The 24,817-nt window shown below is 43.6% G+C and carries 22 protein-coding genes; 9 read left to right on the forward strand and 13 right to left on the reverse strand.

Annotated elements, in window-relative coordinates:
- Positions 1 to 51: 51 nt before the first annotated feature.
- Complete coding sequence (locus tag ITG09_07495; GenBank protein UPR53455.1) at positions 52 to 867, forward strand: TauD/TfdA family dioxygenase; 816 nt, start codon at positions 52 to 54, stop codon at positions 865 to 867.
- Between the two features lie 242 nt (positions 868 to 1,109).
- The gene (locus tag ITG09_07500) at positions 1,110 to 3,158 is read left to right on the forward strand and encodes a response regulator (GenBank protein UPR53456.1); all 2,049 of its coding nucleotides are present in this window, start codon (positions 1,110 to 1,112) and stop codon (positions 3,156 to 3,158) included.
- Between the two features lie 144 nt (positions 3,159 to 3,302).
- Here ITG09_07500 and cqsA read toward each other — a convergent pair whose 3' ends face one another.
- Positions 3,303 to 4,484 (reverse strand): quorum-sensing autoinducer CAI-1 synthase, encoded by a 1,182-nt coding sequence (cqsA, locus tag ITG09_07505; GenBank protein ID UPR53457.1) that lies wholly within the window; start codon positions 4,482 to 4,484, stop codon positions 3,303 to 3,305.
- Positions 4,485 to 4,926: 442 nt separating this feature from the next.
- Here cqsA and ITG09_07510 point away from each other — a divergent pair, with 442 nt between their 5' ends.
- Positions 4,927 to 5,799 (forward strand): aspartoacylase, encoded by an 873-nt coding sequence (locus tag ITG09_07510; protein ID UPR53458.1) that lies wholly within the window; start codon positions 4,927 to 4,929, stop codon positions 5,797 to 5,799.
- Between the two features lie 96 nt (positions 5,800 to 5,895).
- Here the strand turns inward: ITG09_07510 and ITG09_07515 are convergent, their stop codons facing one another.
- The 4 genes from ITG09_07515 to ITG09_07530 all read right to left on the reverse strand — a co-directional run bounded on the left by ITG09_07515 (position 5,896) and on the right by ITG09_07530 (position 9,432).
- Complete coding sequence (locus tag ITG09_07515) at positions 5,896 to 6,903, reverse strand: GTP-binding protein (protein ID UPR53459.1); 1,008 nt, start codon at positions 6,901 to 6,903, stop codon at positions 5,896 to 5,898.
- The gene (locus tag ITG09_07520; protein ID UPR53460.1) at positions 6,893 to 7,453 is read right to left on the reverse strand and encodes a carbonate dehydratase; all 561 of its coding nucleotides are present in this window, start codon (positions 7,451 to 7,453) and stop codon (positions 6,893 to 6,895) included. The genes ITG09_07515 and ITG09_07520 overlap by 11 nt, the downstream gene beginning before the upstream one ends.
- Positions 7,454 to 7,489: 36 nt before the next feature.
- Positions 7,490 to 8,872: a dihydroorotase gene (locus tag ITG09_07525; GenBank protein ID UPR53461.1), complete on the reverse strand. Its 1,383-nt coding sequence runs from the start codon at positions 8,870 to 8,872 to the stop codon at positions 7,490 to 7,492.
- A 104-nt stretch (positions 8,873 to 8,976) separates the two neighbouring features.
- Positions 8,977 to 9,432: a transcriptional repressor gene (locus ITG09_07530; GenBank protein ID UPR53462.1), complete on the reverse strand. Its 456-nt coding sequence runs from the start codon at positions 9,430 to 9,432 to the stop codon at positions 8,977 to 8,979.
- A 662-nt stretch (positions 9,433 to 10,094) separates the two neighbouring features.
- Between ITG09_07530 and ihfA the strand changes: the two genes are divergently transcribed.
- Positions 10,095 to 10,391, forward strand: a complete 297-nt coding sequence (gene ihfA / locus ITG09_07535) for an integration host factor subunit alpha (protein UPR53463.1) — start codon at positions 10,095 to 10,097, stop codon at positions 10,389 to 10,391.
- Positions 10,392 to 10,667: 276 nt separating this feature from the next.
- Here ihfA and ITG09_07540 read toward each other — a convergent pair whose 3' ends face one another.
- The gene (locus ITG09_07540; GenBank protein UPR53464.1) at positions 10,668 to 11,447 is read right to left on the reverse strand and encodes a RelA/SpoT domain-containing protein; all 780 of its coding nucleotides are present in this window, start codon (positions 11,445 to 11,447) and stop codon (positions 10,668 to 10,670) included.
- 323 nt (positions 11,448 to 11,770) lie between these two features.
- Here ITG09_07540 and ITG09_07545 point away from each other — a divergent pair, with 323 nt between their 5' ends.
- Positions 11,771 to 12,424, forward strand: coding sequence for a thiopurine S-methyltransferase (locus ITG09_07545; protein ID UPR53465.1), 654 nt, complete (start codon positions 11,771 to 11,773; stop codon positions 12,422 to 12,424).
- 130 nt (positions 12,425 to 12,554) lie between these two features.
- On the opposite strand, the gene purT is transcribed toward ITG09_07545, so the two are convergent.
- From purT to sbcB, 5 genes are all read right to left on the reverse strand, one after another.
- On the reverse strand, positions 12,555 to 13,730 hold the full coding sequence (gene purT, locus ITG09_07550) for a formate-dependent phosphoribosylglycinamide formyltransferase (protein ID UPR53466.1): 1,176 nt from the start codon (positions 13,728 to 13,730) through the stop codon (positions 12,555 to 12,557).
- A 167-nt stretch (positions 13,731 to 13,897) separates the two neighbouring features.
- The gene (gene cdd, locus ITG09_07555) at positions 13,898 to 14,785 is read right to left on the reverse strand and encodes a cytidine deaminase (protein UPR53467.1); all 888 of its coding nucleotides are present in this window, start codon (positions 14,783 to 14,785) and stop codon (positions 13,898 to 13,900) included.
- A gap of 321 nt (positions 14,786 to 15,106) precedes the next feature.
- Positions 15,107 to 15,784, reverse strand: a complete 678-nt coding sequence (locus ITG09_07560) for an LrgB family protein (protein ID UPR53468.1) — start codon at positions 15,782 to 15,784, stop codon at positions 15,107 to 15,109.
- 2 nt (positions 15,785 to 15,786) lie between these two features.
- Positions 15,787 to 16,158 (reverse strand): CidA/LrgA family protein, encoded by a 372-nt coding sequence (locus ITG09_07565; protein ID UPR53469.1) that lies wholly within the window; start codon positions 16,156 to 16,158, stop codon positions 15,787 to 15,789.
- 25 nt (positions 16,159 to 16,183) lie between these two features.
- Entirely contained in the window at positions 16,184 to 17,608 is a 1,425-nt protein-coding gene (gene sbcB / locus ITG09_07570) for an exodeoxyribonuclease I (GenBank protein ID UPR53470.1), read from the reverse strand.
- A gap of 1,010 nt (positions 17,609 to 18,618) precedes the next feature.
- On the opposite strand from sbcB, the gene ITG09_07575 reads away from it, so the two are divergent.
- From ITG09_07575 to ITG09_07590, 4 genes are read left to right on the forward strand one after another with little or no spacing between them, the layout of a single operon-like run.
- The gene (locus ITG09_07575) at positions 18,619 to 19,053 is read left to right on the forward strand and encodes a DUF4402 domain-containing protein (GenBank protein ID UPR53471.1); all 435 of its coding nucleotides are present in this window, start codon (positions 18,619 to 18,621) and stop codon (positions 19,051 to 19,053) included.
- Between the two features lie 53 nt (positions 19,054 to 19,106).
- The gene (locus ITG09_07580) at positions 19,107 to 19,544 is read left to right on the forward strand and encodes a DUF4402 domain-containing protein (GenBank protein UPR53472.1); all 438 of its coding nucleotides are present in this window, start codon (positions 19,107 to 19,109) and stop codon (positions 19,542 to 19,544) included.
- On the forward strand, positions 19,541 to 20,251 hold the full coding sequence (locus tag ITG09_07585) for a molecular chaperone (protein UPR53473.1): 711 nt from the start codon (positions 19,541 to 19,543) through the stop codon (positions 20,249 to 20,251). Before ITG09_07580 ends, ITG09_07585 begins: the two co-directional genes overlap by 4 nt.
- Positions 20,252 to 20,298: 47 nt before the next feature.
- Positions 20,299 to 22,737, forward strand: coding sequence for a carboxypeptidase regulatory-like domain-containing protein (locus ITG09_07590; GenBank protein ID UPR53474.1), 2,439 nt, complete (start codon positions 20,299 to 20,301; stop codon positions 22,735 to 22,737).
- A 15-nt stretch (positions 22,738 to 22,752) separates the two neighbouring features.
- Here the strand turns inward: ITG09_07590 and ITG09_07595 are convergent, their stop codons facing one another.
- Positions 22,753 to 23,601, reverse strand: a complete 849-nt coding sequence (locus ITG09_07595; GenBank protein UPR53475.1) for a sterol desaturase family protein — start codon at positions 23,599 to 23,601, stop codon at positions 22,753 to 22,755.
- Between the two features lie 87 nt (positions 23,602 to 23,688).
- The gene (locus ITG09_07600; protein ID UPR53476.1) at positions 23,689 to 24,702 is read right to left on the reverse strand and encodes a DUF2804 domain-containing protein; all 1,014 of its coding nucleotides are present in this window, start codon (positions 24,700 to 24,702) and stop codon (positions 23,689 to 23,691) included.
- Positions 24,703 to 24,817 lie beyond the last annotated feature (115 nt).

Consider the following 24,817-nt stretch of genomic DNA (forward strand, 5'->3'; position numbering starts at 1 on the left):
GCTTAATAGCCAAATCAGCCCCGCAACTCAATATCACCAAAAAGCGAAAGTATGTTGAAAATAGAACCCATTACTCCTCACATCGGCGCTCGCATCTACGGATTAGGTCTTGCGGCCTGCGGCGCTGATGAACTCGATAAGGTGTATCAGGCACTTATTACCCATCAAGTGATCTTTCTAGACGGGCAGACTTTGTCTCCAGAACAACACTTGGAGATTGCAGAACGTTTTGGAACGTTAGAGCCTGTACATCCTTTCTTCCCTCATGTGGAAAGTGCGCCTCAGGTGAGCCTGATTGAAACAACCCGAGGCAATGCGCCAATGGAAAGTTATTGGCATACCGACTTAACGTGGCGCAGCTTGCCGTCGAAAGCTTCCCTGTTACATGCTCAACACATTCCAAGCGTCGGTGGTGATACGATCTGGTGTTCTATGACGGCGGTTTTTGAATCTCTAAATGAAGATATGAAAACAAAACTGAGAGGCTTATCAGCGACTCACTCGCTGGTGGCTTTTGAAGGTATAGAGCCAGATCAAATTGAGCTTGATTGGCACAAATCCTTAATTAAAACAGCACAGGAGAATCCGCCAGTGGTTCACCCCGTTGTTCAAATTCATCCTGAAACAGGCAAGGAAACGCTTTATATCAATGAGCAGTTTACTCGCTATATCAACGAACTGCCTCGTCAAGAAAGTGATGAGTTGCTCCGCCAACTGTTTGAAATTGCACGACGCCCCGAGTTTCAAGTTCGTTTTAAATGGTGCAAAGGCTCAATGGCGATATGGGACAATAGAGTCACTCAACATTATGCGGTGATTGATTACGGCGATACCCCAAGAAAGATGCATCGCGTTACAGTGACATAATGGTAAGTAAGAGGAAACGCTCGCGGACAAATCTTAGGAACTCAGGTTTGGTGTCTGAATTTGAATATAAAACTGAGACTTCATTCATCTTGTCAATAATTAAAACAAAAGCGTTGATACATATTTGATTGAAACCTCACTGCTCGGAGGTGATGTGTAATATAATCGGCGCCAAATTATAAGTATAAAAACTAAATCATAGAATTGATAAACGTCAGGGCTTAGAGAACAAAGTAATTCGTATGAACGCGATTCGTAAAGTTTACCAGTACGCAGAACCAAACCTTACCCTAGTGGGTTGGATGGGCTTTGTCGGCTTTCCCATTTACTACATTGTGTGGGAATTTTTGTTCCCTCAACCTTATGAAAACCTACCGCTGCGTCTAGCGTGTTCGGTACTGTTCTTAGGCATCATTTTCCGTAATCGTGTCCCATTTGAATGGCGCAAATACCTTCCTGCTTATTACCAAGTCGCGGTAACCCTCTGCTTGCCGTGTTTCTTCTTTTACATGCTGCTGATGAACAATTGGTCCAACGTTTGGGTCATGTCGTTCATGTCAGCTATATTCCTGCATATTTTGTTGGTGCACGTCACTAAAGTTATGTTCGCTCAAACTTTTGCCGGAATCGGAATTGCGACGTTATGTGCTTGGGTGGCACAAGGTTTCTACCTAGAGCTCACAATGGATTGGACGCATGTGCCAATCTTTTTGTTTATCTACTTATTCGGTAATTTATTCTACTTCCGTAATCAGATGGAACATGAAAATAAGGTGTCACTGGCGAAGTCTTTTGGTGCCGGTATTGCCCATGAGATGCGAAACCCGTTAAGTGGTTTGTTGACCTCGATAGATGTCATACAATCCATACTGCCGAACCCTAAAAGTGGCGACCATAAAGGGCAATATGCGCTGAGCAATGAAGACGTTATCCAGTTGCGAGAAGTGGGTGATGAAGCGATGGAGATCATTCATTCCGGTAACGAAACGATTGATCTGCTACTGACTTCAATTGATGAAAACCGTGTATCTCGCTCGACCTTTAAAAAACATTCGGCGCAAGCGGTCGTTGAGGATTCGATTGTCAGCTTTAACTACAAGCGCGCAGCCGATAAATCTGCAATCTCTTTAGACGTACAAAGCGACTTTGACTTCTTAGGCAGCGATACCTTGTTGAAGTATGTGATGTATAACCTGTTCAAGAACGCATTCCATCATCGCAGCCCTGAAGATTTCCATATTCATGTCACGATGTGCAGTGATGAAGTAACCAATCAAATCATGGTGACGGATAACGGATCTGGCATATCAAGCGATGTGATTCGCCGCATCTTCCAAGATTTCTACACCACAGGCCAATCGGGTAATTACGGTTTAGGTTTACCCTTCTGTCAGAAGGTCATGCGCTCATTTGGTGGCGAAATTAAATGTCAGTCGGAAGTGGAACAATGGACGCAGTTCACGATGACGTTCCCATCTCTGACATCCAATTCAGTGGAAGAAATTAAGAGCGAACTGACTAAGTTAAAGACTGTAGTGATGATCAGTGACCAGAAGGTTCTGGCCAGTAAAATGACCGAGATGTCGCGTTTTATGGGCTTTGACGTCACTATTATGGATGTCGCCTCTGCGCTTAAAAATAAGGAATATCAGTTCGAATTTGATTTGGTATTCGTGGATATGGAGAGCTTGGATCTACGAGTTAGCTGTTTGGAGAGAATTGAGTCACTGCTTTCGTTTACTGAAGCTCGAATCATTTACCTCTATGAGCATCATCCGATTAGGCGTGTACGTAACGTTTCTTTCGAGCCTATTTGGGTGGAAACACAAGTTTGGCTACTCAATACCAAAGCGACCATCGATCGTTTACTGTTTGATTCCAATTATGTGATGCCGTCTGTGCCGGTAAAACCGCTAGAGGCTGCGAATAAGCGTACGATCATGGTGGTGGATGACAACGAATCTCTACGCCGATTTACTGCGATGTTATTGGAAAAACAGGGGTTTGATGTTGTGCAGAAAGAGGATGGCCAACAAGCCTTAGACGCTTTGGATAGTGATGATATTGACTTGATTCTCATGGATATCGAAATGCCTATCATGGATGGTGTGGAAGCTTCTCGCCGAATTCGAAGTGCTAACAAGGCTTACTCTTCTGTTCCGATTATTGCCCATACCGGTGACAGTTCGCCCGTCACTTTGGAGAAAATGGAATCATCAGGTATGTCTGATTTCATCGTCAAACCCGCAGATAAAAACCGACTGTTCGATAAAATAGCTCACTGGATTTAGTGGATGTAACAGTCTGAAGTACAGGGGTATTGGGTAGACATGGATTCAAGAAAGAGCTCAGCGAATTGCTGGGCTCTTTTTGTATCGCGACATGATAGCGTCCATTCAGTCCTGCCGTTAGTTATAGAATTGGTGCGTACAGAGTTACACGAATTCTAACTCTGGGTGATGGTACGCCTCGTGACAAACCGTGAGCACATGGTCAATGTCTCGTAGCGTCATGTCAGCATTCACTGAAAATCGGATGATGTTCTTATTCTTACCCGTCGCTGGACGGCAGAACACTGCGCCGAACACATCCCGCTCTTCAAGGAAATCGCGTACTCGCTCTGTATTTCTTTCATTACCGCATTCTAGCGAGACGATTTGAGATTCACTACGGATGTTAAAGCCGATCCGCTTTAAACCCGTAATGAGCGATTGTGCTCGCTTAAACAGGGTTTCTCGTTTGTCATCTGCACCTTTAATCACCTCCAATGTTTTCTCTAAACGAATCACCTCTTGCGGCAACACAGTTGAGCTAAAAATGGCGGGATAAGCGACAAACGGCAAAGTATCGGATAGCTGTTTGGGCCCAAGGATCGCGCCTGCACGATAAGCGAAGGTTTTGGCTAAGCTGACCGTGATAAAGTCGACTTGGTCATTGAGCCCGAGAGCTTGCACCAAGCCTGCACCTTTTTCACCGTGCGTTCCTAATGAGTGCGATTCATCGACGATAACAGCGCAGTCAAACTCCTGCGCCATTTCGTAGATGTCGCGGAGCGGGGCAATGGTACCGATGGTGCTGTAAACCGAGTCGACAACAACCACACCGGAACCATGACGTTCCAGTTGCTTACGTAAATGACTCATATTGTTATGCATAAATGGGTGAGCCATCGCACCCGCCGCGCGAATACCTTCCCATAGCGACATGTGTGCAAAGAAGTCGATATACACAGGCGTATTTGGCGGACAGATTGTTTGAAGCAACCCAATATTGGCTGCCCAACCAGATTGAGAAAGTAGGCAACTTTCCATTCCAACATAGTTCGCGAGTTCGGTTTCAAACGCAGGTTTAGAGTCTGCATCTTGTAAGAAAATCGCAGACATCACGACGTTGTCATCGTGTTCACAGATCGCAGCTTGGTGAGCTTGTTGGATTGCTTTGTTGTGCGACAAAGACAAATAATCATTGCTTTGCAAGACAACGGCGTCGCGCGATGGACGTTTACCCAATACCAAGTGTTTTTGGCTTTGGTTCTGGGTAATTAGATCTTGAATATAGAAGCTCAAGCGTTCTTCAATAAAGGAAGGTAATGGTTTGTTTTTGGTTTTATCACTCATAATAGTTCTCTTCAAATACAGGATAACGCCAGCGCTGACGGCTGTATATTGACGACAAAAAGTGATGTGTCATTAGCCAAGTTGCATAATTTTGTGGGTGCTTGCAAACTCAGCATTTAAGGGTTTTGAGGCGATTGAATTTCCTTACGGTTTGGGGCTTTAGCCGAGTCAAGATATAAAGAATAGCGCGCTCTATTATGATGTAAGGTTATTAAAATTCGATTCTGAATAGCTATCGAATATGAGCTGTGAACGAGGATAAGTTTTATCAATGAGTCCTCTTTTGGTATCAAGGCTATTCTCGATGACTACTTGATAAACGTTAATTGATTCAGATTTGGGATTTGCTGTCTGTCGCTGAACTTAACTGGAGAATTGGGGTTTTGATTGTTATGTTATATCATATCAAAAATAGAACACTCGACATTTGGACATCAATATCATGGATAAAATTAAGCAAGTCTTGCTGGTTGCCGGAACACACGGCAATGAGCTCTCAGGTATTTACCTACACAAGCTGATCAAAGAGCGTATGTATGCCGCCGATCGTTCGACATTTTCTACGAATTCAGTTATCGCAAACCCTAAAGCGGTAGAGCAGAACGTACGATACCTTGATACCGACCTAAACCGTCAGTTTTCTAATGCTAACCACGACGACACTATGGGTTTAGCAGAGTACACAGTGGCGCGACAGTTTATAGACAGACACGCAAGCAAAGAGCAACAACTGATTGTGGATTTACACAACACGACCAGCAATATGGGGGCGACACTAATCTTGCTTTCCAATGATGCTTTCTATCAAAAAATGGGCGCGTATGTGAAACAACGAATGCCTGAAGCTAATATTCTGTTTGAAGATAGAAAGCCTTGGGATGAGCAGCCTTACCTTTGTACTGCTGGGAAGTGTGGGGTGATGATTGAAGTTGGTGCTCAGGCACATGGCTCACTGAAGTTCGATACACTCAAATTGATGAAGCAGATGCTGACCATGGTTCTTGATTACGTTGAGAAGCACAACCTCAACCAAGTACAAGCGTTAGAAGACTACGATGCTTTCTTCTATGTTGAAGAGGTGAATGTTCCGCTTGGCCCAGACGGTATGCGTGTTGCTACTGTGCACCCAGCGATCTGTGGTCGAGATTTCGAGGTAGTGAAGAAAGGTGAGCCAATACTGGCGACTTTCTTTGGCTATGATATTTACTGGGAGCGTGAACAAGACACCTATCCACATTTCATTAATGAAAGTGCTTACGCTAAAGCCAACATTGCCATGGCACTGGCCGACAAGCGTTTGGTCTCAGTGAACTAGCGTTTTGAACCTATAACGGATTAGTTAAAAAGCCCTATGAATGTATCAATTCATAGGGCTTTGATTTTAGGGAGCGGGAGAATTAACCAGTTCTGGTTAGATCTGACACGCCAACAATTGGTTTTCTAGATCGTTGTCGATGCTATAACCAATGACTTCTATTCTGGTTTCATTGCACTCATCTAACTCACACTCTGTTAGGCCATCTTCCGTTAGGTTGTAACCAAAGATGCCGCTTTGAGTGATGAACACCGCTTTCATTCGTTCGGCTTTGAGTCCAACTAATACCTTAAGCAATTGCTGGCGATCGAACAGTTTATCAGCCGCGAATCGCCAACCAATACTTTCAAACCCTTCACCTTGGTTATTAGCCTTTATCATACCGCTCTCTGGCATCGGTAATTCTGAAGCGAGTGGCTTGTCTTGTTTATGATGATGGTGGTGATGGTGCCCATGAGCTTGATGATGGTAAAAGTTGGTGTCTCCTTCAAACTCACCGAAAGGGATCTTACCGTGATGGGCAAATATGAGTTTTGTGTCTGGGTGGCAAACCTGAGCGACGTACTCCGCCAGTTTTTCTGCATCGCCACTTTTGTAGAGATCGACTTTATTACCCACGATGGTATCGGCAATGGTGATTTGCTGATTGAAGGTATCGTGTTCAGAGTAACGTGCGTCAGATAGCTTACGGGCATCGACTAAAGTAACGTTCTTCTGTAGTGACAACACTTTACGATAGTGTTCTGAAGACAGGACTTCTAGCACTTCTTTAGGGTGACCAAGCCCGGTCGGCTCGATCAACAAGCGATCGGGTTTTGCCTCAAACAGCAGTTGATTCAGTGCGATTTGCATCGGTAAACCAGCCGCGCAACATATACAGCCGCCAGGCACTTCTCGGATAAACACTTGTTGTTTGTTGTCGTTCCCTTGGATCAAACTGCCGTCTACGCCGATTTCTCCAAATTCGTTCACCAAAATAGCCCAGTTTTCATCTGCGGGTTTGTTCTTCATTAGATTGAGAATTGCGGTCGTTTTACCTACGCCGAGAAAGCCGGTAATGATATTGGTTGGAATACCCAAGAGAGGCTTTTTATCAGAGTTCATTGGCAATTCTCCTATAACCTTGCACAAGGGTATGGTTTGCCGAAACAACGGACTCTGAAAACGCAGAATACTCGGGTGGTACTTTTGAGATATTGTTCAAATCAAACCCTGAACCGATGTTAGTCATTGGTGGTACATGGAAGTTCTCAGGTAAGTCGTGTCCGTCCACTACACAGTTATGGCGAATCACACAACCTTTGCCAATCACCGCATTAAAGACGACTGAGTTGAAGCCAATAAATACGTCATCACAGACCTGACAAGGACCATGAATGATCGATCGGTGAGCGATGGATGAGCGTTCACCAATAGTGACGGCAGCGCCAGCTTTAGAGTGAATAACCACACCATCTTGAATGTTGGTGTCGCGCTTAATCACAATGGCTTCCATGTCACCTTGTTCGTTGACCTCGTCAGCTCGAATCACAGCGTAAGGGCCAATAAACACGTTGTCTTCAATGATGACCTTGCCGCAGATGATGGCGGTCGGGTCAATGAAAGCGGTCTCCGATACTTCTGGCATATGACCGCTTGGATTTCTTCTTAACATATTGATTTCTTTTTATTGATGGTAATAACTGCTGAACTAGCGCTCGAATGACAGCCTCATTGCTGGAGTGACCATGTCACTAGATATGCCTTTTGATGCATCAGCGATATGCGTATTTTGGTTATCAGGGGATTCTGGATTGCTATAAACCTTGGCACCATTGACCCATGTGTGTTTTATCTGAGCAGAGAATTCGTGCCCTGCGAATGGCGACCACCCACATTGATATAAGCTGTTGTCATTGCTGACTAAAGTAGGTGCTTGCGAGTCAACCAGTACTAAATCAGCGTAGTAACCTTCGCGAATAAAGCCTCGTTCACGTATTGCATAGCGCAGTGCTGGGTTGTGAGCCGTTTTCTCTACAACCTGAGCTATTGTCATTCTTCCAGACTTCACATGGTCAAATAGGGTCAACAATGCATGTTGGACTAAAGGCAAACCGGCGGGTGCTTGTTCATAGGGAACTTGTTTCTCTTCCCATGTATGTGGCGCGTGATCTGTCGCGATGATGTCGATTTGGCCCGTGCTCAATGCTGCTAATAGAGCGTCTTTATCACTAGGGTATTTGACGGCTGGGTTGCACTTAATTTGGTTACCGAGCGTTGCGTAATCTTTATTGCTAAACCATAAGTGATGGACACAAGCTTCTGCGGTAATACGTTTTCCCTGAATGGGGCCGGCTTCAAACTGAGCGAGTTCTTTTTCTGTCGTGATGTGCAGCACATGAAGTTGACTGTTGTGTTTTTTGGCTAGCTCAATCGCATAGGAAGAAGAGGTATAACAAGCTTTGTCATCTCTTAGAATGGGGTGATCTTCAATCGTGAAAACCGCTTTCTCTTTTCTTAATTGTTCTTGGTTTTTCGCGATAACAGGCCCGCTTTCACAGTGAGTGACAATTAGGACGGGAGAATCACGGAATATGGCATTGAGTGCTTGAGGATCTTCAACCAACAGGTTGCCCGTTGAAGCGCCCATAAACACCTTTACACCGCAGTGCTTAGTTGGGTCGAGACGTTTAATTTGTTCGAGATTGTCTTCGGTTGCTCCGAGATAAAACGAGTAATTTGCTAACGAGCTTTGTGCTGCAATATCAAACTTTCTTTCTAAGGCTTCAATGGTCGTTGTAGCAGGGTTTACGTTTGGCATCTCCATATAGCTGGTAATACCGCCTGCAACCGCAGCTCGTGACTCAGTGGCGATTGAGCCTTTGTGTGTTAATCCCGGTTCGCGAAAATGGACTTGGTCGTCAATCATTCCAGGAAGGAGGTAGCAGCCTTGAGCGTCAATAATCTCATCATCTGGCTTTGGTTCGATGTTGTTGGCTATTCTTTCTATTCGCTGGTTAATGATCAATAGATCCGATTCGGTAATGATGCCTTCATTGACCAAACGGGCATTCTTGATGAGTGTTGCAGACATAGCGGTTCATTCTTCCTTTTTGATTAGTGCTAATGCTGGGGGAGTGTCTAAGAAAATAGCGTTACGGCTATGCTTCTTAGAGCTTAGAGCTTAGAGCTTAGAGCTTATGTATCGACGCATTCATCACATACGCAGCTAATCTCTAACTGAGGGCTTGTTACAGTAAAGCCTTCTTGTTTTGCGTGAGATTGAAGATCGCGAATGATAGAAGGGGCGATGGTTTGCTCGCTGATTTTGTCGCACTTAGAGCAAATCAAAAACTGCGGGATACCGTGCTCATGATCGCAAAGGATATGGTCGCAAAGTATGTACTTGTTCGAGACTTGCAGTTTGTGCGCCAAGTGTCGCTCTTCAAGAAATTCCAACACTCGATAAACCGACATCGCTTGAACGTGTTGATCAAAGTGTTCCTTACAATATTCAACGATTTCATACGCAGACAGAGCTTTGTCGGCATGAACCAGTGCTCGCAGTATCAACAGTCTCTTAGCGGTAAACTGTTTTCCGTTTGTTTTACAGCCTTGTTTTACGTGCTCAATGATCGCTTCGATGTCTCTCATTCAATCCACAAAATTAGTGATAATATAGATATGTTATAACATAACAATCAATTTCAAGAAACGAACTTTTACTTCAAGAATCTTTTAGGTGGGATCTCTCTTTTGGTGCGTACCTCGTAGATGCACATAGACGAACATGAGCTATTTATTGTCCACCATTTGCATGTTGTGCCAAAGAAGCTTTCCTATAATGATTGAATTACTGATTAAAAGCCTAAAAGAACATGGGTTATTATAAGTGAATTCGAATTAAATTCTGAAATGATACAAATCTCATATTTAATAACGCTTATTTAGTAACCTCTGTTGAGTCTCATATCAAATCAAGTGGCTGATTTTATTGGGTATCAGAGAAAAGTCTCAAAAATTATTATTTAGATCGCTAAAGTTTTAAATTCTGTATTGTGGTGTTTGTGTGGAGTATAATTCCATTTGGTAGCTATGGATTAGATGGTTTTTAGCTATATGTGTGAAATTTTAAGTGAGTTATCTTTCTGATTTGAAAGAATAATTAAATAGTTAGGATAAAAAAGTTGGCGAAAATCAGAAGCTTGGCATACACTTTCCTTGTAAATGACCTTATCTCATTGATTGAATAGGGTAAATGCTTTGGCGCTACTGGCGATAGTAGCAATGTTTAACATAGCTTTGAGGAAAGTTTTATGGCACTCACGAAGGCCGATTTGGCTGAGAACCTGTTTGAGACACTCGGATACAGCAAGCGGGATGCCAAGGAAACGGTGGAAGTGTTTTTCGAAGAAGTTCGTAAAGCGCTCGAAAATGGCGAACAGGTAAAACTGTCTGGTTTTGGTAATTTTGATCTTCGCGAGAAAAACGAGCGACCTGGTCGTAACCCGAAAACTGGTGAAGACATTCCAATTTCTGCTCGACGTGTTGTTACTTTTAGACCGGGACAAAAACTAAAGGCCCGTGTCGAAAATATTAAAATCGAGAAGTAGCCAAGCAATAGACCACGCCTAGCGTGGTCTTTTTGTATGTGACGTCTAATTTTAAACTGCGTTAAAACTATTCCCTTTATTCTTATCTCTATCTCTATCTCTATCTCTATCTCTATCTCGTCTAGCTTTCTAGAGCTATAAGCCGATAGATTCACTTTGAGCTTTTCGGCTAGCTACGCTGCCTAACTGATCTCCAGAATGTAATATAGCCAAAAAGAAAGGGCTGCAAATTAATGGCAGCCCTTTGAGTTGATATTCTGTGGTGTTCTAAACGGTTTACGCGGCTTTAATATGAGTCGTGATATACGGTTGCCATGCTTGTTGGTAAAGCTCTAAAGATTGGCGTCTTAGGCTATTAATTTGCGCCGCTTCGATATCGTTGATTGGGCGATGTTCTGCAATGGCGTGACGCTCAATACCTTGGATAATTTTATATAGCTCGTGCTCAGGGCCACTTTTCACGTCAGCAATTGCTTTCAAGTGAAGCTGAACTTCAGCAATAATGTTGGTTTTAGGTAAACGAACCAACAAGTTAAGGTCACGGTAGCCTGAGTCAGCTGGCGATTTAAACTTGTTTTTCAGCTTAACAACGTCTGCTTCGCGGCTTAGCGCTTCGTAGACTTCAACCAAGCTCTCTACATCGTTCGCGATGATAGTTGCACGGGCTAAGTCGGTAATTTTTGTTACATCACCATCAAGCTCAAGGGCGATTTTTTCTTCTGCACGAGCTTGAGATTTAACGCCAGCAAATAGCGCTTCAGAATTGGTGAGTAGGGCTGTACTTTTACAGATAGTTTCTAGTTCAGCTTGGCCTTGATGAGCTTTGCTGTACAGAATATCGAAGTCGGTATAAGGCTGAGTCGGACGTGAGTCGAATGCCTTGATGCCATACAAGCCGCTTAGACTATGGCGGAATACATTTGATGAAACTTGGTTTTGCGATGACGCTGTGCGCGATTGATCAGTTGAACTTGTTGAAACAGGTGCTGCTGCGAATGCAGGCGCTCGGCTCAATACCAGAAGCATTAGGGCCGTCGTACGGAGAAATACACTCATTCAAACTCCAAAATACAAGGTTACAAAAACGGGTAGTCAAAAGGGGTAACCAGTAACGCAAAAGAGTAAAAACAGCCTAACTTAACTCGCTACATATTAAATGGGGCTAGTTAAGACAGAAACCAACTTTAACGTTTAATATTGCTTTAAAATGTGAAGATATAGACAAATAATCCAACCGTTAGTTCCGCAATTATCAGAACTTTGAACTTAATCAGTTTCTGATTTTATCGAAACCAATTTGGTACTTTAAACCAAGCTAAGGTTGCTCTTACCTCTCTATACTGTACCCTTGCATTATGACTGTTTAACATGAACGAAAGATGAATAATCCTGAATTTTGGCACAATAAATGGGCAGCCAACCAAATTGGTTTCCACCTTGAAGATGTAAACCCACTTCTGATTAAATTTTGGGAAAAGACTGAGCCTAGCTACGAGAAGAGTGTGTTTGTTCCACTTTGTGGTAAAAGTGAAGATCTGATTTGGCTAGCTTCAAAGCATGAAGATGTTCAAGGTGTCGAGTTAAGCCAGATTGCGGTCCGTGCATTTTTTGCAGAGCACCTTTACACGCCGACTGTGACTCAAATCAATGGTCAGCACGAGCTGTATCAATTCGATGAACTGAACATCTATACAGGCGATTATTTCACAGCGCCGATCCAGCCTGTCGATACCATTTATGATCGCGCGTCTTTAGTCGCATTGCCTCAAGAGATGCGAGTGCAGTATGTCGAGCGTTTAAAACAACTGGTGAAACCGGGTGGAAAGATCCTTCTGGTGACTCTGGATTATGACCAAAGCGAGATGACAGGGCCTCCGTTTAGCGTACCTAAATTAGAGATCGATCAGTTGTTTGCAGGATACAAAATTACATTGTTGAATCAAGATATCGCAGACGATGAACATCCGAAGATTGCTAAGAAAGGCTTGTCTCGATTCAGTGAAGAAGTGTATTTGATTGAGTCAGACGCTTAAATTCAGTGAGCTTTCAAACGAAAAGACCGCTCAAATAAAAAAGATGACACCAACAAAAAGACGGGCTCGATAGCCCGTCTTTTTTATTGTTCAGATTTGAACTCGTGATTGTTCAGAATTGAATAGCTGGTTAGTAAATCACTTTTACTTTTGAAGCACTCTCAATTGCATCTTCAATCGCTGTTTCAGTGCTCTTACGACGAGTAAGTGCCACACCTAAACGACGGCGACCATCGATGTCTGGCTTACCAAACAAGCGAACTTGTGTTTGTGGTGCGTCTAGCGCCTCTGTAAGACCTTCAAAACGAATGTTGGTTGAAGTGCCTTGGCCTAGAATAACCGCTGATGCACACGGGCCGTATTGTGTGATTGATTTGATTGGCATACCCGTAAAGGCGCGCACGTGCAGTGCGAATTCAGATGAGTCTTGAGACATCAATGTTACTAAGCCAGTATCGTGTGGGCGAGGGGAGACTTCGTTGAAGATAACGTGATCGCCTTTAACAAACAGCTCGACACCAAAGATACCGTGACCGCCTAATGCGTTAACCACTTGTTCTGCCGTGTATTGCGCCGCTTTCAGAGCGTTGTCTGACATGATTTGTGGCTGCCATGATTCACGGTAGTCACCGTCTTCTTGGCGGTGACCGATTGGGGCACAGAAATGAACACCGTCGACTGCACGAACGGTTAGAAGAGTGATCTCGTAATCAAAGTCAATAAAGCCTTCAACGATCACACGACCCGCGCCAGTACGACCACCTTCTTGCGCGTAGTTCCAAGACTTTTGAATGTCTTCTTCTGTTTTGATAACGCTTTGGCCTTTACCTGAAGAACTCATTACTGGCTTAACAACGCAAGGCATACCGACGAATTCAACAGCAGCGGCAAAATCTTCAAAGGTGTCTGCAAAGCGGTAAGGAGAAGTGCTTAGTTTTAGCTCTTCTGCGGCTAGGCGACGGATACCTTCGCGGTTCATCGTTAGCTTGGTCGCATTCGCAGTTGGAACGACATTTAAGCCTTGTGCTTCTAGCTCTACTAGCTTGCTGGTAGCAATAGCTTCAATTTCAGGAACTACATAATCTGGCTTTTCTAGTTCGATGATAGCTTGAAGAGCATCACCATCTAACATGTCCACTACATGGCTACGGTGTGCAACTTGCATTGCTGGTGCGTCTGCATAACGGTCACAAGCAATAACTTCCAAACCTAAACGTTGGCACTCGATAGCAACTTCTTTGCCGAGTTCACCTGAACCTAATAGAAGTACACGAGTAGCATTTTCACGAGTAGCAGTACCAAACATAGAAATTCCTTCCGATCTTTTAACGATTGATTGAAAACGGGGTGATCATACTTATTTCAATGATAAAAGCAAACGTTTGCGCAAGTTGTTGCGTTAATTACAGGCATAAAAAAAAGCAGCCCTGTTAAATAGAGCTGCTTATTTAAATTTTTGTTAATTAGATGTACTTAGATTGCTAAGTAAGTCACTGGAATGTCGGGATTTATCGCTTCTAATGTAGATTGCGTATCCGCTAGGTGACTGATGCTACCTTCTGCTATTTCAACCAAAGCAGCACTTTCAATTTGCTCAAAATCGAAGCCAGCCAGTTTAAGTTGAATTAACGCGACTTGCAGAGGTGGAAGGCTTGGGTTGAACGCCGCATTTTCTGCGTAAGCACCCGTGAAAATCTCACCCGATGTCAGTTGTAGTGAAACACCACTTAGGTTTTTTGTGTAAGGAGCATGACTGCGGTTTAGTGCCGCTAGCGCTTCTACAACAATAGGCGTTGTTTCTTCGGTCGTGTACTTATGATCAAGCTTAGTCATTAGGCCAGTTGTCACACCTAGATCAGCAGGGCCGAATGAGTCTGGCAGGTACTCTTGCAGAGACATTTCATCACGTTGTGGCAGCTGAACTTTAAGTTCTTTTGCTGTTGTCAGCTCATTCATGAATTGACGACAGTGACCACAAGGGCTGAAGTTGATCGTGATATCGGAGATACCTTGCTCGCCTTTCATCCAAGCGTGACTGATTGCAGATTGCTCAGCGTGCACTGTTTGACCAAGTTGAGCACCCGCTATTTCAAGGTTTGCACCAAAATACAGAGTACCAGACAAACCACGCACGATAGCACCAACATAAAAGTCAGATAACGGAGCGTAAGAATACGCTGCGGCAAAAGGAAGTAGCGCAATACGTAGCTCGTCATCAGCTAGACCACTTGCTTGCAGTAAGCTGGCAAATTGTTCTGGAGACAATGTCGCGTCAAAGTTGTCTGCTAATACGATGTCACTCAAAAGCGCTTTCATTGATGATGGAGCACTTTCCAGCGCCAGGGTAATACGACTGTTCATGTTGAATCCTTAATTGACCTTAGGCTTTAATTCTATGCGATACTCAGGAATTTTCTGTGATAGTGATCACTATTGCTCTGTTGCTGTTACATTGGCTTGCATAATTAGAGTGAGGTCACAGATGAAATCGATTGCAAAGACAAAAACTACCCTTGATATCGCATTTATTGTCTGAAATTGGGTGCGTTTAGCTAAAAATTGATGAAAAAATGAGAACAAAAAGCCCAAACAGACACTGAAATGCTCAGAGTTTCGCTTGGGCTCATTGGATGTTTTTAAAACTTAAGTCCCAGTCTATTAGCTTAAACTGAAGCCATTAGTTTAAGCGTAGATCCAAACCACGATAGAAAATATGGTCGGTGCAATAATCGAGGTAATTACGCCACAAAGAACTAAAGCTAGGGAACTGAATGCTGCATCTTCCTGATTCTTTTCAGCACACGTTGCCGTACCCAAAGCGTGGGATACGGTACCCATGGTTAAGCCACGGGCGATAGGGCTCTTAATACCAATGATATTGTAGATTGGATAAGCGAAAATTGCCCCAAACAGACCAACAATCAATACTAATATTGCCGCAATCGCTGCTTCACCACCTAAATGGCTCGATACTTCCATCGCTATTGGCGTGGTGACTGATTTACCTAATAAACTCGCAATCAAGGTTAAGTCAGCTTTAAAAGCCACTGCAATTAATGCTGTTGTTGTCATCGACATGACACTGCCGAGCGTGCAAGCAAAGGTAATGATACGCCAGTTGGATCGGATTTGAGGTAACTGTTCATATAGAGGAAAAGCCAGCGCGACTACCGCGGGTTGGAGCATGTAGGTAATCCAAGTATTGTCTGCGTAATAGGTTTCAAAAGGTACTTTGAAAAACAACAGGATTGGAATGATGATACCAATACTGATGAGTAGAGGATTACAAAATGGCGAATTAACTTTTTGGCTTACCCAACGAGCAAACAAGAAAACCACAATGGTCAGTAGAATCCACATGATTATTTACCTCTCGAAAGCAAGCGGTCTAAGAACCATGATAAGGAAACCAACACGATTAAGGTTCCGCCAACGGCGCTTGCCATAATTGGTAAAGCATTGGCGATAAGCATGTCAAAATGATCCATAAGCCCGACGCTGATAGGGACAAACAATAAGATCATCAAACGGATAATCAAGCTTGCACCAGGCTGAACCCAATGCTCAGGAACAATACCAATCACCATAGCGGCAAACAGAATCAACATACCAAAAATACTGCCAGGAATAGAGGTATCTAATAAATGCTGTAACGCGTTACCTGCTGTGAGTGCACCTATGATTAAGGTGAAGGAGATTAAGCAGTATACGAGTTTGATCAATCTTTCTTTCAAAGTGTCACATCTCTTGATAATGGAATTAGCTGGCTAACTTTTCTACGTATTGATAAACCGCCTTCAAGATAGCCATTTTCTTCTCGTCGCTTTCATGTTCGTGCGCAAGGTTTTCTAGGTTCAACATATACTCTTCTAAACGGCTCTCATAAAACTCACGACAATGGTTTGCCCATTTCAGTTGTTCAGTTTCGTCGAGCGTCCATGGGAAATGACGAGCACGATAACGGAACAACAACGGCTTAATGCGTTCATCACTGAAAGTGATATCCAAAGCGGCCAAGTTATTTGGGTCAGTTTCACGAATGATGTTCATCGCTGTTTTGTCAGCAGGTGAAAAGAAACCGTCGTAAAGGTGTGTATCAACATCATCACTCTTTTCATACTCTCGTTCTTGTGAGTACAGGCCGATCAGTTTTTCGCGAATCTCTGGATGTTCGCGCAGTAGTGCCAAGTTCTTCAAACATTGTTGACGATCGATACCGATGGTTTCGGCATTTTCAGCCGTCAGCGTTTTGGCTGGAGCAAGAATAGGGCACTTGTTCAGTTGAACCAATTTGATGGGTACGGGTAACTCGTCTTGACCCAGTTCACTGCGTTTAGTGTAGAGCCTTTCTCTGAGTTCATCAGCATCCAGTTCTAATAGCGGGCTTGGATCTTTCGCTAAATCAACCACGATAACCGCATTTTGGTTGGTTGGGTGCCAAGCCATCGGCACTATCCAACTCGTGTAATTACAATCACGACCAAACATGCCCGAAACGTGCATTAATGGTGTCATGTTTACAATATCAACCAGGTCATTCAGCTTACGCTTATGACGCATGTTGTAAAGGTAATCGAACATCTTAGGTTGTGCAGCTTTTAGCTTCTTCGCTAACTCGATAGTCGCAATAACATCGGCCATCGCGTCGTGCGCGTTTTCGTGTTCAATGCCGTTTGCCACAGATAGGTGCTCCAGTTTGAAGCTTGGATACCCTTCTTCGTTCTCTGGCCAAACAATGCCTTCAGGGCGAAGTGCGTGAACAGCGCGCATTACATCTAATAGATCCCAACGTGAATTACCGTTCTGCCAGCTCCACGCATATGGGTCAATGAAGTTTCGATAACAGGTGTAACGCGTCACTTCATCATCAAATCGAATACTGTTGTAGCCAAGGCTTGTGGTGTTTGGTTTCGCTAATTCAGCATGGATCTTAGCGATAAATTCTGGTTCAGGAAGACCTTGTGAAGCCGCTTTCTGTGGTGTGATACGGGTGATCAACGCTGCTTCAGGTGCAGGGAGGTAATCAGCAGGGGGCTGGCAATAGATAACCAGAGGCTCTCCAATAACATTGAAATCTTGATCGGTACGAACACCCGCAAATTGACTCGGACGGTCTTTTGCTGGGCTAACGCCCCAAGTTTCGTAATCGAAAAAGAAATAGGTTGGCTGATTATCTGAACTCATTGAATTTCCTGAACAGTAGGCGAAGACCGTCTACTGTGGCTGAAGGTTAGTTTTGTTCAGTATCTGATAGGATGCGGTACGCGTGCAACCCAGATCACAAATAAATTGCCGGAAAACGGTGCTTTACTATTCAATCGACTCAGCGGGGAAGGTTTTGAATCCAATTGTGGCTTTTTAATAGTCACGATTTTGCCTGCTTACCTCTTTTCCACCTTAGCCTTTGTAAGGAGAGGAGTTGGGTTTTCAGGTTTACTGCGAATGAGTTTGTTGGTCTTTGACTCTAAAACCGTGTGATTAGAAACTCGCTTGTTGTTTTTGGGCTGGTGCAAATCCTATGTACCTGAGGCTAATCCGCTGTAGCTATGCCTAAATCGCTTTACTATAAACCGTAGTGCAGATGTTTAAGTCGCTCTACTTGTCTGTCTAGGCTTTGTCCAAACAAGGCGATTTTCACAATATAATTCTCTTAGCTTTAATTAAATTTATGGATTTTATGATTGTCGGGGTGAATTGAGCTGGAGATTTGTCACTGTATCATTATTAATGTTTTCTATAATCTGTGTTTGAATTGGATATAAAGAAATCTTTAATATTTCATTTTTATTACAATGCGTACTAAATATCAGTTTGTTTCACTTTTGAGACTGTATTACAACACGTCTATCTATATAGTTATCCAGTTGAGTTGAATAATGAAGGGGATGTTATATTTTATTTGTGGAATATTTTCATTAAGGTGTTTTATAAAAATGAATAACGCACAAAAACAAAGGAATTAGATGTAAAACCAGTTTTATATATAATTGGAAGTAATAATCTAATACCATTATTCTCATTAGTGTTATTTATATCAATTTGCGTGATCTTATTCTCACTGTACCTCATTTCTTTATAAATAAGTGTCAATGTATATATTTTCTAAATAGGATTGTTGTTACTTAATTGTTAACTTTGATTGACTGTTAGGTAACCCTAATAATAAAGCCGATTTTATATAAAGGATTAAAGAAATGAACAAAGTCTTTAAGGTTGTTGCTGTATCTGCACTTTCTATCTCTTCAGCGAACGTTTTCGCTGTGAGTGACACTTTTGATGCAACACTGGAAGTAAAACAAGCAATTACAATGACAAAAACCAGTGATCTTGATTTCGGTATCATCACTTCAGACAACACAACGGACGTTGTTATCGCTCAAGGTGATGCTGGAGCAGCGGCATTTACTCTCTCTGGAGAGTCTGGTGATGCAGTAACAGTAAGTATTTCTGATACTAACTTGGTGAATGGCGTAAATACGATTGCAGCCGAATTTGACTTTAATAACGCTATTACCCTTACGGGTGGTACTGCAGATCTTAATATTGGTGGCACTGCGCGTACTTCAAGTGCGACATTAGTTGCTGGTACATATACTGCTAACGTTGCAGTAGATGTAACTTACCAATAATTAAATGAAACCAGTATAATATTTACGGCTGTTGTAAAGCAGCCGTCTTAACTATGAGCGTTCTATTTAAATACGCAATTTATATCGGTCTAATTTTTTATTCCAGCCCTTTTCATGCGCTAGAAGTTATTCCTGAGAATATGGAAGTAAAATTTCCGGGCATGTATATCTCTGGTTCGGGGCAGAATGCGGATTCAAACCCAGCCAATAGTCAGGTTTATGTGGTGCGCTTTTACGTTGAAGGTGAGCCGGGTAAAAAAATCGTGGTTTCTCTCCCTTCTAAGCAATACCTAAATCATTCTCGTAAATCCAAACGCCTGCGTATTAGGAAGTTTTACTTCGGTTGCGGCTTATCAAAGCGAGGTCGAGCCAAGATCAAAGGCAATGGAAGAAGCAATTTATTGTGTATTGGTGCCAAAGTGAAAATCGGTGCGAACCACCCCGCAGGCCTTTACACCAGTACAATCCCTTTTGAGGTTAATTATAAATGAAGTTGTTTATCTCATGTGTTCTCGGCTTAATCTTCACAACACAAGCCTATGCTCAGCTACTCATCGCTCCGACTCGTTTTGTTTTGGATGCCGACACTTCAGTGACTGAAAAAATCGTCGTCGAAAATAACTCAGATCAACCGATTCGCTTAGAAATAAAACCGATTTATCGCCCAGTAAAGGCGAGTGGTTTGGTTCGGACTGACGCTAATATTGCTGAATCGGAAGACATCGCAAGTTGGATTAAAGTGTCACCACCAATAATTCGTGAACTTAAACCCAATCAAAGACGCACGGTTCGCTTACGTATGAATGCTCTGCCTGCTGACATGGCTGATGGTGAATATCGTGCTTACTTGTGGTTTTCCCCAATAGCAAAAGCCGCAGAGTTATCGGACATTGCGTTGTCTTCAAGCAAAACCAACAGTGACGGTTCAGCTTTTCAACTGAACTTTCATATTAACAGTTATGTGCCTGTTTATGTTCAGAAAGGTAAGCAGGTACAAGATGTTAAGTTTGCCTGTGACAACCAAAGCATCAAGATTCGCAACGATGGTAACTTTCAATTTACTGCAAAATTGAATGTCGACGAGCATAGCGAAAAAGTGGTGCTACTTCGTAATGCTGAACTAACTAAGCCTTTTCCAAAAGGCTCAAAGATCTCACTGGTTCAGAACGAACAGCCTCTGTACGAATGTGTTCTTTAGTGCTCGTTTCATTGTCGCAGACTCTTTAAAGGCTAGTGTTCAATTGCATGCTTTGGCGACTTTTGTTGCTCGCTTCACTGTTTCCTTTTGCTGCGTATTCGCAATCTGAAGAAGAAGGTGAGGGGAGCGAACTCTATCCAGCTCATGTTGAAGTTCGAGTCGGAAAAGTGGGGGATAGCTTTTATCGTGTCATGATGGATGACTACGAAGAACCCTTCATTTCGATATCCAATGCCGCTTTTTATCTGCTCGAAATGAATGGTCAGTGTGATGAAAGCGGATATTGCGAGCTGTACTTGCCACAAGATGTGGGAAGAGAATCTCCGCCGTATATTGTTGATACCGAACAAGCCATCTGTTATCGCGATGACAACAATATCCAGTCGATCAAATATCAAGTCATAGACGATGAAACTTACATCCACTGGTACAGCTTACAAGCTTGTATCCCGGCAAAAGTGCGTTGGGATATTGATGATTATCGGCTCACCGTTTTTCCAGAATTCAGCTCATTAACTGAACTGGAAGCGGCCATTTCTAAGATGAAAAATGAGTCACGTAAGAAGGCCGAGGATCTCAAGCGAGCTGAAAACACACCAGCTTTCGAACCTGTTGCCGCCGTGGGTTTGGCTACTCGGTTAGCGGCTTCTGTTTATCACGACAATGAAACTGGCGGTGACGTTTACGCAATCTCAGACACCATATTAAGCACTGAACACTCTTTGTCTCGCTTGTCGATTGATTCACGAGAAGATAACCCCATCGTTTATTACAACATTGCGATAGGAGCTCATGACGGTGAAGGCTCTTTGGAAGTCGGCCATGTGTTATTAGATGGCAGCGTATTTACCGTGAATCAAACCCTCGAAGATGGGCTCTATTATACCAATCGAAAGCGGCAGACAGAGTTCGGCAACCTTCAACTTGAACGAACGACTCAGCCAAACATCAGCATTGATGTTTTGGTTAATGGTATTTATCAAACCACTTATCGCTCCGATGAGTTTGGACGTTTCGTAGTCGAAGAAGACAATATTTCCCCCGGAGACACCATCAAGTTTCGCTACTACTTGTCGAAAGGTGTTTGGCAAGAGGAGGAGATCACCGTTGCTGGTTTAGAAGATGCATTTTTGCCACGTAACGAGTGGGGCGTGCAAGTGGTGGGTAATGAAGGCGCGGACCGAGCGGGCGCTGTGTCACTTGAATATGGGCTTGCCGATTACTTCACCGTGGGTAGCGCCTTTATGAGGCAACATGGCAAAGACCTTATTGGCTTTCAAGGACGATATTTACCAGCGCACTGGTTTGCTGGCCATATCGGCTGGTTACCAGAGTTCAACCGCTTTCCAATGGAGTTTGATATCTTGATCAACGGCGATCAGTCGGCATCGATAGAGCTTAATAAAACCGATGAATTGGACTTGGAGTCGATGGAGTACGATGTATTCAAATACAACCTGTCGCTTGCAAACCTAACGGCCTTTTTAACGGTGAGAGATGACGACGACGAATTGAGCGTTGAACCCAAGTTGAATTCGAAAGTGGCTCGTAATTTGTTTGTCTCATACGCCGGTGACTATCGGTACACTAAAGCTTCTCATCAAGATGATTATCTACACACTATTGGCCTGGCCAAAAGCGGGTTTTCGGATACGTCGTGGAATATCTCAGGAACCGTTGATGGCTCGGGTCATCATGAACGAACGGAACTGTCCCTAAGGAATGCCTGTAAAGAGTGCCTGCTCGATCCTCTGGAGGTTTTTCAAGAGCTCACCACTAATGTATCGGCTCGCTATCAAAAACAGGAGGTTTCGTTTACTGCCTCTGTAGAAGCTCGTGTGAATCCTTATTTGCTCTTTAAACTGGAAGGAACCGAAGACCGATACGGTGTTGAGATGACGACAGAATTCGGCGCGAAGACTTACTTTGATGAAAGCATTGGTCAGTTTGTTGAGTGGAATCGATACAACCATTCTAAGTTGACGGGCATTGTTTACGATCACCACAAACAACCCATACAAGGTGTAAGCCTACAAATCTTGGACCAACGAGCGGTCAGTGATGCAAAAGGCCAGTTTGAATTCTCAAGTGTTCCCGCTCGAGATAATCTGCCTATCTATATTGATGAAGGGGCACTCGATCTTAACCTGACACCGATTCAAAACCCTGTGTTTGTAAACACTAAGCAAGTCGGGTTAACTCATGCTCACATCGAAATGGTGGTGTCATTTGGTGTCGATGGTACGCTTGAAGGCACATTAGAAGACAATGCCTATTTGCACTTTAAGCACATACAAAAAGGCACCGAGTATTCGAGTGAAATCGAAAGCGATGGCTTCTATATGGTTGAAGGGCTCATCGCGGGTAAATACATTGTGACTTTAGAAATGGGCGACAAGCGATACGTGCAGGGTGCCGACTTGAACGGCGATTTCTGGGTAAGCGACCTCACATTCAACCTCATTGATTTTCATAAGGTGTACTAAATCCGATCGTTTTGATTAGTCTGAAGGAGGCGAGAGTATCAATCGCACTTTTTGTTTCATGGTTAGCTCCCGGTTCTCCAAATCTTTGAATATGGCCTTCCATTCTTGAAAGGTGACCACTATCGGGTTAAAACTGTTTACTGGCTTGGTGACGCCGTAACGTACGGTTTCAACTTCCGGTTCGAACGTACCAAACAACTTATCCCAAATGATCAAAACACCTGCGTAGTTCTTATCGATGTATTGCGGGTTTTTGCCGTGATGTACTCGATGATGCGAAGGGGTATTAAAGATGTATTCAAGTGGCCCCAAGCTTCGTATCCATTGTGTATGGACAAAGAACTGCAAACCTAGATTTAGAAGCACCACAAAGATGACCCACTTAGGCTCAAAACCTATGATGACCAACGGTACCCAGAAAAGCCACATCCCAGCAAGTGGATACATTAAGCTTTGACGGAAAGCCGTACTGAAGTTCATGCTTTCTGAACTGTGGTGCGCGACGTGTGCTGCCCACATCCAGCGAACACGATGGCTTGCTCTATGGAACCAGTAATAGCAAAAGTCTTGCAACACCATCAATACTACAAAACTCAGCACGCCCATTTCAATGTCCATCAAGCGCCAACCAAACAGCCATAGATACAGCTGAACGACCAATAACCCGGTGAGCAAATCGGAGAGTTGGTGCATTCCCGCCAGCGTGAAGTTACACATTACTTCTGAAAGTTTATAGCTCGAGTTATCTGGTAATCGACCTTGCTTCTGACCGATAAAATACTCAGCCAACATGCACACCATGAACAAGGGCGCTAATACAAGCAGTAGCCATTCTGGGTGATTGATTAATGCGTCGATATTCATGTTTTATCCTTGTTGAGACGCCATACGCGTTTTTAGTATCAAGTTTACTTAGACTCGATCGTCTGAGATTCAATCAGCAGAGTTTCGCTACCAGCGGGCAAAGTGATCTTCTGTTAGACCAAGAACACCATCGAGTTGATGTGTCACTCCATTGTTGTCTTCAATCGAGCCAGAAAAGTGACCAATGAACTGACGAAAGTTACTCTTTAAGATCCATAAATTGAGCTTTTCGCTGCGGTTATTTAAGGGCGTAAATGTCAGGTTTATACGTCCATCTTGTGATGTTATCTGCCAAGGTAAGTTCGTGTCTTGGCGACTGAACGTAAACTGTACCGGGTTAAGCAAGTGTCTGGTTCCATTGACCCACAATACGTTTTCGCAGCCTCCGGTTTCATTGACGCCCGCCGCGAGATTCAAGCCAATATCAGTGCCATTGGATTGCGTGTTGATGCTTGCCCAGCGCCAACTGGTTTCGCGCCTCATGTATCCCGCTGAAAAGTCATAACCGGCACGAGCTTGCGTGAGGGTTAATGATGTTCCCTTGATTTGGATGTCGCCGCTGATGCGCAAAGCATTGTGCTTTTGGGTGTAAGTCCAACCTGAATAGCCCGTTGGGCTGCACATCGCCAAGGGCAAGCTGTCGGCTTCAAGCTCTAAAGCGATATCGGCCTTGATGAGTTTGGTATTCAAGCGAACTTGCCATTGTCTGCCTTCGATATCGAAAGCAATGCTTTGGCTTGCAATGCTTGTCTTTCCTTCAAATGGTGAAGGTGTAACATGCTTATCAAACCCTAATGGCCTCAACCAAGATGACTCTTCTAGATGGTTGTTCTCGATGTTGTAGACATAACAAAACGCTGAGCCCAAGTAGCGAATATCCGCGATAGCGACGCCGATAATGTGCGTGTCGGTGACGATGCTGGCAAACTGGAATTGCTTATAGTGGAAGTGCTTCTGCCAAGGGTTTGCTCTTGAGTCCATCGAGTTTCGGTAGTCAAAGTTCTCGATGTTCAGTTGTTTTGGGATGCCATCGAAATGTCCAATGATCGGCTGACCATTAGAATCAATCAAACTGTGTGGGGCAGGGTTCGTTTTTATCATTGCGATGGTTCACATAAATTTAACAATTAAAGCCATTGTGCGATGAGTAGCGTAGAATTGGGAGGTCATATTCGGACAAGAGCGCGTTACCAATCACGATTTTGTTAGCATGTGT

Source organism: Vibrio cyclitrophicus, from assembly GCA_023206055.1.
In the GTDB taxonomy this organism is placed as follows: domain Bacteria; phylum Pseudomonadota; class Gammaproteobacteria; order Enterobacterales; family Vibrionaceae; genus Vibrio; species Vibrio cyclitrophicus_A.

Bases quoted from the DNA above. Each gene is read 5' to 3' on its own strand.
- ITG09_07495 (UPR53455.1), top strand. From the start codon at position 52: ATGTTGAAAATAGAACCCATTACTCCTCACATCGGCGCTCGCATCTAC.
- ITG09_07500 (UPR53456.1), top strand. From the start codon at position 1,110: ATGAACGCGATTCGTAAAGTTTACCAGTACGCAGAACCAAACCTTACC.
- cqsA (UPR53457.1), bottom strand. From the start codon at position 4,484: ATGAGTGATAAAACCAAAAACAAACCATTACCTTCCTTTATTGAAGAA.
- ITG09_07510 (UPR53458.1), top strand. From the start codon at position 4,927: ATGGATAAAATTAAGCAAGTCTTGCTGGTTGCCGGAACACACGGCAAT.
- ITG09_07515 (UPR53459.1), bottom strand. From the start codon at position 6,903: ATGAACTCTGATAAAAAGCCTCTCTTGGGTATTCCAACCAATATCATT.
- ITG09_07520 (UPR53460.1), bottom strand. From the start codon at position 7,453: ATGTTAAGAAGAAATCCAAGCGGTCATATGCCAGAAGTATCGGAGACC.
- ITG09_07525 (UPR53461.1), bottom strand. From the start codon at position 8,872: ATGTCTGCAACACTCATCAAGAATGCCCGTTTGGTCAATGAAGGCATC.
- ITG09_07530 (UPR53462.1), bottom strand. From the start codon at position 9,432: ATGAGAGACATCGAAGCGATCATTGAGCACGTAAAACAAGGCTGTAAA.
- ihfA (UPR53463.1), top strand. From the start codon at position 10,095: ATGGCACTCACGAAGGCCGATTTGGCTGAGAACCTGTTTGAGACACTC.
- ITG09_07540 (UPR53464.1), bottom strand. From the start codon at position 11,447: ATGAGTGTATTTCTCCGTACGACGGCCCTAATGCTTCTGGTATTGAGC.
- ITG09_07545 (UPR53465.1), top strand. From the start codon at position 11,771: ATGAATAATCCTGAATTTTGGCACAATAAATGGGCAGCCAACCAAATT.
- purT (UPR53466.1), bottom strand. From the start codon at position 13,730: ATGTTTGGTACTGCTACTCGTGAAAATGCTACTCGTGTACTTCTATTA.
- cdd (UPR53467.1), bottom strand. From the start codon at position 14,785: ATGAACAGTCGTATTACCCTGGCGCTGGAAAGTGCTCCATCATCAATG.
- ITG09_07560 (UPR53468.1), bottom strand. From the start codon at position 15,784: ATGTGGATTCTACTGACCATTGTGGTTTTCTTGTTTGCTCGTTGGGTA.
- sbcB (UPR53470.1), bottom strand. From the start codon at position 17,608: ATGAGTTCAGATAATCAGCCAACCTATTTCTTTTTCGATTACGAAACT.
- ITG09_07575 (UPR53471.1), top strand. From the start codon at position 18,619: ATGAACAAAGTCTTTAAGGTTGTTGCTGTATCTGCACTTTCTATCTCT.
- ITG09_07580 (UPR53472.1), top strand. From the start codon at position 19,107: ATGAGCGTTCTATTTAAATACGCAATTTATATCGGTCTAATTTTTTAT.
- ITG09_07585 (UPR53473.1), top strand. From the start codon at position 19,541: ATGAAGTTGTTTATCTCATGTGTTCTCGGCTTAATCTTCACAACACAA.
- ITG09_07590 (UPR53474.1), top strand. From the start codon at position 20,299: ATGCTTTGGCGACTTTTGTTGCTCGCTTCACTGTTTCCTTTTGCTGCG.
- ITG09_07595 (UPR53475.1), bottom strand. From the start codon at position 23,601: ATGAATATCGACGCATTAATCAATCACCCAGAATGGCTACTGCTTGTA.
- ITG09_07600 (UPR53476.1), bottom strand. From the start codon at position 24,702: ATGATAAAAACGAACCCTGCCCCACACAGTTTGATTGATTCTAATGGT.